Here is a 7,110-nt window from a genome sequence, read left to right on the forward strand (position 1 = left end):
GTAGAGCGGGTCCGGGCGCGCCGCCAAGCCGCCGCCGGGATCGGTGGGAAACGGCTGCTGATCGCGTTTGGGGAGGATCGGCACCAGCCCCACGCAGGGCGCCTGGCAAGCCCGACCTGCCCTGAAATGAGCTGCCGCGCAAGCGACCCGCGCCTGACGACCTGCGCATTTAAATAGAAGGGGCGGCACCTATTGGGGGGAACAGGTGCCGCCTAGCAACACGCAGATTGGGGGGAACCATGCGTCTTGCTGGTCAGAACTTTCGTCCAGACGTGGTTTAGTTTACGCGGCCCGGGACAAATTGCAAGTCCAATGTCCTCCAAAGAGAGGACACTCGCTTGGGGGCGTACAGAATTGCCATTTCGAATCTAATTTCGGGGTTCCTGTTGCTCAAAAAGTCGCTCTGTATACAGAGATCGGCCCGGAACCGGTAGGGTTCAGTTGAGCTGGCAATGTCCTGCATGCACGTACCGCAAAGGAGCGAATTACAAATATGACGGTCAACATCGATACCCTCCTCCACGAATCGCGCCGATTCCCACCCACTCCGGAATTTGCAGCGGAGACCGCAGCTACATCGGAACTGTACACCGAAGCGCAGAAGGACCCGGCCACATTTTGGGCCGATCAGGCACGCAATCTGCTGCACTGGCACAAGCCGTTCACCAAGTCCCTCGACTGGTCCAACCCGCCGTTTGCCAAGTGGTTTGAAGACGGTGAACTCAACGTCGCGTACAACTGCCTGGACCGTCACGTTCTCGCCGGTAACGGCGACCGCGTCGCCCTCTACTTCGAGGGCGAGCCCGGCGATTCCCGCAGCTACACCTACGCCGAGCTCACCATCGAGGTCAAAAAGGCCGCCAACGTGCTGCTCGGCCTCGGCGTCAAGGCCGGCGAACGCGTGGCCATCTACCTCCCGATGATTCCGGAGGCGGTGATTTCGATGCTTGCCGTGGCCCGCATCGGCGCCGTGCACTCGGTCATCTTCGGTGGTTTCAGTGCCGAAAGCCTGCGCTCGCGCATCGACGATGCCAACGCCGTGCTCGTCATCACGGCCGACGGCGGCTACCGCAAGGGCAAGATCAGCGCCCTGAAGCCGGCCGTCGACGCTGCCCTCCAGACCAACGACTCCTCGGTGAAGAACGTTCTCGTGGTCAAGCGCACCGGCCAGGACGTGCAGTGGAACGACCGCGACATCTGGTGGTCCGATGCCATGGAGACCGCCTCTCCCGAGCATGAGGCTGAGGCCTTCCCGGCCGAGAACCCGCTGTTCATTCTGTATACATCGGGTACGACCGGCGCCCCCAAGGGCATCCTGCACACTAGCGGCGGCTACCTCACGCAGAACGCGTTCACCCACCAGAATGTGTTCGATCTCAAGCCCGAAACGGATGTTTACTGGTGCACCGCCGACGTCGGCTGGATCACCGGACACAGCTACGTCGTCTACGGCCCCCTCGCCAACGGCGCCACCCAAGTGCTGTACGAAGGCACCCCCGATTCTCCGCACACCGGTCGCTGGTGGGAAATTATCGAGAAATACAAGGTCTCGATTCTGTATACAGCGCCCACGGCCATCCGTACCTTCATGAAGCTCGGCCGCCAGATTCCGCAGAAGTTCGACCTGTCGAGCCTGCGTGTGCTCGGCTCGGTCGGTGAACCAATCAACCCCGAAGCCTGGATGTGGTACCGCGAGGTCATCGGCAGCAACATCACGCCCATCGTTGACACCTGGTGGCAGACCGAGACCGGATCGATCATGGTCTCGGCCCTCGCTGGTCTCACAGAGACCAAGCCGGGCGCGGCCCAGGTTCCGGTTCCGGGCATCACCATCGACGTGCTCGACGATGACGGCCTGCACGTGGGCCACGGCAACGGCGGACTCCTCGTGGTCACCCAGCCCTGGCCCGCCATGCTCCGCGGCATCTGGGGCGACCCGGAGCGTTTCAAGGAGACCTACTGGGACAAGTTCGAGGGAACCACCGGCGCGAAGGACGGCCCGCTGTACTTTGCCGGCGATGGTGCCCGCCTCGACCACGACGGTGACATCTGGCTGCTCGGGCGCGTCGACGACGTGATGAACGTCTCGGGGCACCGCCTGTCGACCGCCGAGATCGAGTCCTCGCTCGTGGCGCACTCGCTCACCGCTGAAGCGGCCGTGGTCGGCGCCGCCGACGAAACGACCGGTCAGGCCGTCGTCGCGTTCGTGGTGATCAAATTCAGTCAGGCCGAAATCGCCTCGCACGAAGACATCGTGGGCATTCTGCGCAAGCACGTCGCCCAGCAAATCGGTGCGATCGCCCGCCCGCGCGACATCTACATCGTCGACGAGCTGCCGAAAACCCGCTCCGGCAAGATCATGCGCCGTCTGCTGCGCGACGCGGCCGAGGGGCGCGACGTCGGTGATGTCACGACCCTCGCCGACACGATGGTGATGAACACCATAACTTCGCAGATGAAGAAGAAGTAGCCGCGCCAAACTCGCGTTCAACCACTGAGGCCGCCCCACCAGGGAGCGGCCTCAGTTTTTTGCGGTGGCTAATTCAGGAAAACCGGGTCAGCCGTGTGCCGGCACCCCGCGATTGCGGGACGCGCTGGACGCCGCCGTCGCATTTTTCCTGAATTCGCCACCGCGGGACGGGCATCCGTTTCGAAAGCGGATGCCCGGCGCGCCGGACACGTACTTATGCGAAGGCGACGACGAACTCGATCTCGACCGGAGCATCGAGCGGCAGCACCGCAACACCAACGGCGGAGCGGGCGTGACGCCCGATGTCGCCGAAGATCTCGACCAGAACATTCGAGGCACCGTTGACCACGGCCGGCTGGCCGGTGAACGCGGGATCGGAGGCGACGAAGCCGGTGACCTTGACCACCTGGGTGATGCGGTCAAGCGAACCGATCACGCTCTTGATGGCGGCGAGGCCGTTGAGCGCGCAGGTGCGAGCATACTCCTGAGCATCAGCCGCTGGGATCAGGCCGTGGCCATCGCCGACCTTGCCGGCAGCAGGCAGCGCGCCAGAAACCATCGGCAGCTGGCCGGCGGTGTAGACGAAACCGTTGCTGATCACGGCGGGCACGTAGGCGGCGACCGGCGGCACGACGCTGGGCAGTTCAAGGCCCAGTTCGGCCAGGCGTGCTTCGATCTTCGACACGACTATGCCCCTTCCTTGGCGGCGAGGGGGCGTTTCAGGTAGGCAACGAGGCCACCTTCTGGACCGGGTACGACCTGCACGAGTTCCCACCCGTCAGAGCCCCAGTTGTTCAGAATGGCGGCCGTGTTGTGGATCATCAACGGCGTTGTGAGGTACTCCCAGGCGGGCATGTGACTCCTATTGAGGCGGGCTTTCAGATTTGTCGCTTACGCTCAAGTCTATGTCTGCCAAAAATCGAACCGTGAGCGGGGCTCTGGGGGGTCTCCTGGGTCTCGTCGGGATGAGTGCCGTCGCCGGTATTCTCGTGACCGCCGCCGTCGCCCCAGCCGTTGCCCTGTCCGGGATGGCCGCCACGAACACGATCAACGTGTTCGACAGCCTGCCCGAGTACCTCTCCATAGATCGGCTCTCCCAGAAGAGCAACATCTACGCGTCGACCGACGCCGCGGACCCGGTGGGCACCCGAGTACTCCTCGCCTCGTTCTACGAGCAGAACCGGGTTGATGTGGCCTCCGACGCGATCAGCCAGTTCGCCAAGGATGCCGCCATCGCCGGTGAAGACCCGCGCTTCATGGAGCACGGCGGCGTCGACATTCAGTCCAGCTTCAACGGTGCCGTGCAGACCCTGGCCGGCGGTGACACTCGCGGTGGTTCCTCGATCACGCAGCAGTACGTGAAGAACGTGCTCATTCAAAAGTGCGAGGTGATGACCGACGCCGACGAGGCCGACGCCTGCTATTCCGATGCCACCAAGCCGACCGCTGACCGCAAGCTGCGCGAAATGCGTTTGGCCATCGGCATCGAGAAGAAGTACGAAAAAGCAGACATTCTTCGCGGCTATCTGAACATTGCCGGGTATGGCGGATCGGTCTACGGCATCGAAGCCGCCGCCAACTACTATTTCAACACCACCGCGGCCCTGCTCACCCTGCCGCAGGCGGCCAGTCTGGTGGCGATCGTGAACAACCCGGTCAAGTTTCAACTCGACCGCCCCGACAGCGAAACCAATGGTGCGGCCAACGGCTACGCCGACAATAAGTTTCGTCGCGACTACATTCTCAACGAGATGCTCAAGTACGACAAGATCGCCCAGGCCGACTACGACGCCGCGGTCGCCGCGCCGATCGAGCCCGTCATCACCGTGCCCAGCACCGGCTGCCAGACCGCCGGCGACAACGCCTTCTTCTGCGACTACGTGACCAAGGTGCTCAAGAACAATGAGACCTTCGGCGCGACCGCAGAGGAACGCCTCGACAACTTCACCCGCGGCGGATTCGACGTTTACACAACTCTCGACCTCGAACTTCAAGCCACCGCCGTGGCCGCGCTCAACGCCAACGTACCGAAGACATACAACGACTGGAACGTCGGCGGCGTCGTGACCAGCGTCGGGGTCGGCACGGGCAACGTGCTGGTCATGACTCAGAACAAGGACTACAGCCAGGACCCGGCGGTTCAGGCCACCGGCGCCAACTACACGAGCGTAAACTACAACACCGACTTCGCCTACGGCGGTTCGGGCGGATTCCAGCCTGGGTCAACCTACAAAGTGTTCACCCTGGCCGAGTGGCTCAAGGAAGGCCATGCGTTGACCGAGCGAGTCGATTCACGGCGCAAAGCCAACTGGGGCGATTTTCAGGACAGTTGCCTAGGTGTGCAAAACTGGGACGGCCGCTTCAACCCACGTAACGACGCCAACGAGGGCGGCGCCAACTATTCCGCCCTGCAGTCCACCACCGGCTCGATCAACACGGGTTTCATCGGCATGGCCAAAAAGCTGGACCTTTGCGGCATTCGCAAGACGGCCGAAACCTTTAACGTGCACCGGGCCGATGGGAAGGCCCTTGATCAGGGTGCATCGTCGGTCATCGGTACCAACGAGATCGCGCCGCTGACCATGGCGGTGGCTTTCGCCGGCATCGCCAACAACGGAATGACCTGCACCGAGGTCGCCATCACCAAAATCATCAGCACCGATGGAACCGAACTGCCGATCCCCGCGTCGACCTGCACGCAGTCGGTCGAACCCGGCGTTGCAGCGGGTATGCAGTACGCCATGAAGACGGTCATGGGCAGCGGCGGCACAGCTGCAGCGTCCAACTCCGCTACGTCTCCCCGCCTTCCTATGATCGGTAAGACCGGAACGACTGACGGTGCCAAGGACACCTGGATGAGCGGCGCCAGCACCAAGGTCGCCACCGTCGTCGGCGTGGTCAATGTGGGTGGAAACAACTGGAAGAATCAACGCAGCAGCCGGAGCAATCTGTTGGGTAAGTATGCCGCCACGGCACGCCACCGCATCTGGCCGATCGTCATGTCCAATGCCAACGCGAAGTACGGCGGAGACGACTTTCCGGAGGCATCGTCCAGCGTGATCAACGCGGTTGCCGTGCCGGTACCCGACGTGCGCGGCAAGTCCATGGCCGATGCCGAGTCCACCATTGAGGCGGCCGGATTCCTGTTTGTCAACGGCGGCGTGACGAGCTCCGAAATGCCGGCCGGTACCGTGGCCGATACCGACCCGGCCGGCGGGTCCTCCTCCACTCGTGGCGCCAGCATCACCGCCTACTCGAGTGATGGCACCGGCGTCACCATTCCGGCCGTCATCGGCAAGAGTGAAGCGGATGCCCGCAGCACGCTCACCGCCGCTCCGTACGGTTTCACGGTGGCCAAAACCGAACAGATCACAACGGACAAGGCACAGGACGGCAAGGTTGTCGCCGTGCAGCCCGGCGAAGGAACGGCCAGTCGCACCGGCGACGCCGTGACGATTGTCATCGGAAAATACACGGCCCCTAATGCGGACGCCAGCACCGACAAGAAGGACGAATGACCGCGGCTCGTGGCCTCGGCGGTGGTGGCCGTCTCGTCGGCACGTCCCTCGTCGCTGCTGGCGCGGTCGGCCTCGCCGCCTTCGCCTGGGGGGCACTGGTCGAGCGCACCCGGTTCACGCTGCGTGAGGTGAGCGTTCCGGTGCTCGCACCGGGGTCAGCGCCCATTCGGGTGCTGCACCTCTCCGACCTGCACATGGCCCCGTGGCAGAAAAACAAGCAGGAGTGGGTGCGCAGCCTCGCCACACTGAAGCCTGATCTTGTCGTCGACACCGGCGACAACCTCGGGCATGAAAACGGCGTCACCGGCATCGAATATGCCCTCGCACCGTTCCGAGGCATCCCCGGCGTGTTCGTCAACGGTTCCAATGACTATGTCGGGCCACAGCTGAAAAACCCGTTCACCTATTTCGGCGGCCCCTCCAGCCGGCGCAACGTGCGCCGCGAGGAACTCGACACCGACGCGCTGCGCCGGGTATTTGCCGGTCTCGGCTGGACGGACATCAACAATGCCGCCGAGTCGCTCGACCTGAACGGCACGCACGTAGAGTTCTTCGGCGTCGACGACCCGCACATCGGGCGCGACCGGCTTGACCTGATCACCCGTGCGATCGATGACCTGCGGGCCAACGATCCCCTCGGTGACGACGTCTGGCCCGATCCGGAGGAAGCCGCGGCTCCGCGCTCCACGCTGACCATCGGCGTCGCCCACGCGCCGTACCAGCGGGTGTTGAACTCGTTCGTGAATCACGGCGCCCAGCTGATTCTGGCCGGGCACACCCACGGTGGGCAGGTCTGCGTGCCCGGTTTCGGCGCGCTGGTAACCAACTGTGACATTCCCCGCCGCCAGGTGAAGGGCCTGAGCACCTGGAACCACGGACTGCGCACCGCCTTTCTGAATGTCTCGGCCGGCCTCGGCACGTCGATCTACGCTCCAGTTCGATTCGCTTGCCCACCCGAGGCAACCCTGCTGACCCTTTGCGCTGGATAAGGCCTACCGCCTACCTGCGTAACTAGTCAGGTTTTTTCTGCGTGGGTTTTGCGGTTTCCGGCGGTTTAAAAATATTTCAGGTCTTTTCGCTGCGACGATGGTGTCATGGTCAGTGGTCCTACGTATAGCGAGT

The 7,110-nt window shown here is 63.2% G+C and carries 5 protein-coding genes; 3 read left to right on the forward strand and 2 right to left on the reverse strand.

What is annotated here, in order from left to right:
* Positions 1–493 precede the first annotated feature (493 nt).
* Entirely contained in the window at positions 494–2,470 is a 1,977-nt protein-coding gene (gene acs / locus E3T43_RS12925; protein ID WP_134472734.1) for an acetate--CoA ligase, read from the forward strand.
* A gap of 214 nt (positions 2,471–2,684) precedes the next feature.
* Here the strand turns inward: acs and E3T43_RS12930 are convergent, their stop codons facing one another.
* Positions 2,685–3,155, reverse strand: coding sequence for a RidA family protein (locus E3T43_RS12930; RefSeq protein WP_092449738.1), 471 nt, complete (start codon positions 3,153–3,155; stop codon positions 2,685–2,687).
* A gap of 2 nt (positions 3,156–3,157) precedes the next feature.
* Entirely contained in the window at positions 3,158–3,325 is a 168-nt protein-coding gene (locus E3T43_RS12935) for a DUF4177 domain-containing protein (protein WP_134441105.1), read from the reverse strand.
* A 50-nt stretch (positions 3,326–3,375) separates the two neighbouring features.
* Here E3T43_RS12935 and E3T43_RS12940 point away from each other — a divergent pair, with 50 nt between their 5' ends.
* The gene (locus E3T43_RS12940; RefSeq protein ID WP_134472735.1) at positions 3,376–5,988 is read left to right on the forward strand and encodes a transglycosylase domain-containing protein; all 2,613 of its coding nucleotides are present in this window, start codon (positions 3,376–3,378) and stop codon (positions 5,986–5,988) included.
* Positions 5,985–6,977, forward strand: a complete 993-nt coding sequence (locus E3T43_RS12945; RefSeq protein ID WP_134472736.1) for a metallophosphoesterase — start codon at positions 5,985–5,987, stop codon at positions 6,975–6,977. The genes E3T43_RS12940 and E3T43_RS12945 overlap by 4 nt, the downstream gene beginning before the upstream one ends.
* The last annotated feature ends 133 nt before the right edge of the window (positions 6,978–7,110 follow it).

This window comes from Cryobacterium sp. Hh7 (assembly GCF_004403155.1).
GTDB classification, from domain to species: Bacteria; Actinomycetota; Actinomycetes; order Actinomycetales; family Microbacteriaceae; genus Cryobacterium; species Cryobacterium levicorallinum.

Coding starts and splice junctions, on each gene's coding strand:
- acs (WP_134472734.1), top strand. CDS start 494: ATGACGGTCAACATCGATACCCTCCTCCACGAATCGCGCCGATTCCCA.
- E3T43_RS12935 (WP_134441105.1), bottom strand. CDS start 3,325: ATGCCCGCCTGGGAGTACCTCACAACGCCGTTGATGATCCACAACACG.
- E3T43_RS12940 (WP_134472735.1), top strand. CDS start 3,376: ATGTCTGCCAAAAATCGAACCGTGAGCGGGGCTCTGGGGGGTCTCCTG.
- E3T43_RS12945 (WP_134472736.1), top strand. CDS start 5,985: ATGACCGCGGCTCGTGGCCTCGGCGGTGGTGGCCGTCTCGTCGGCACG.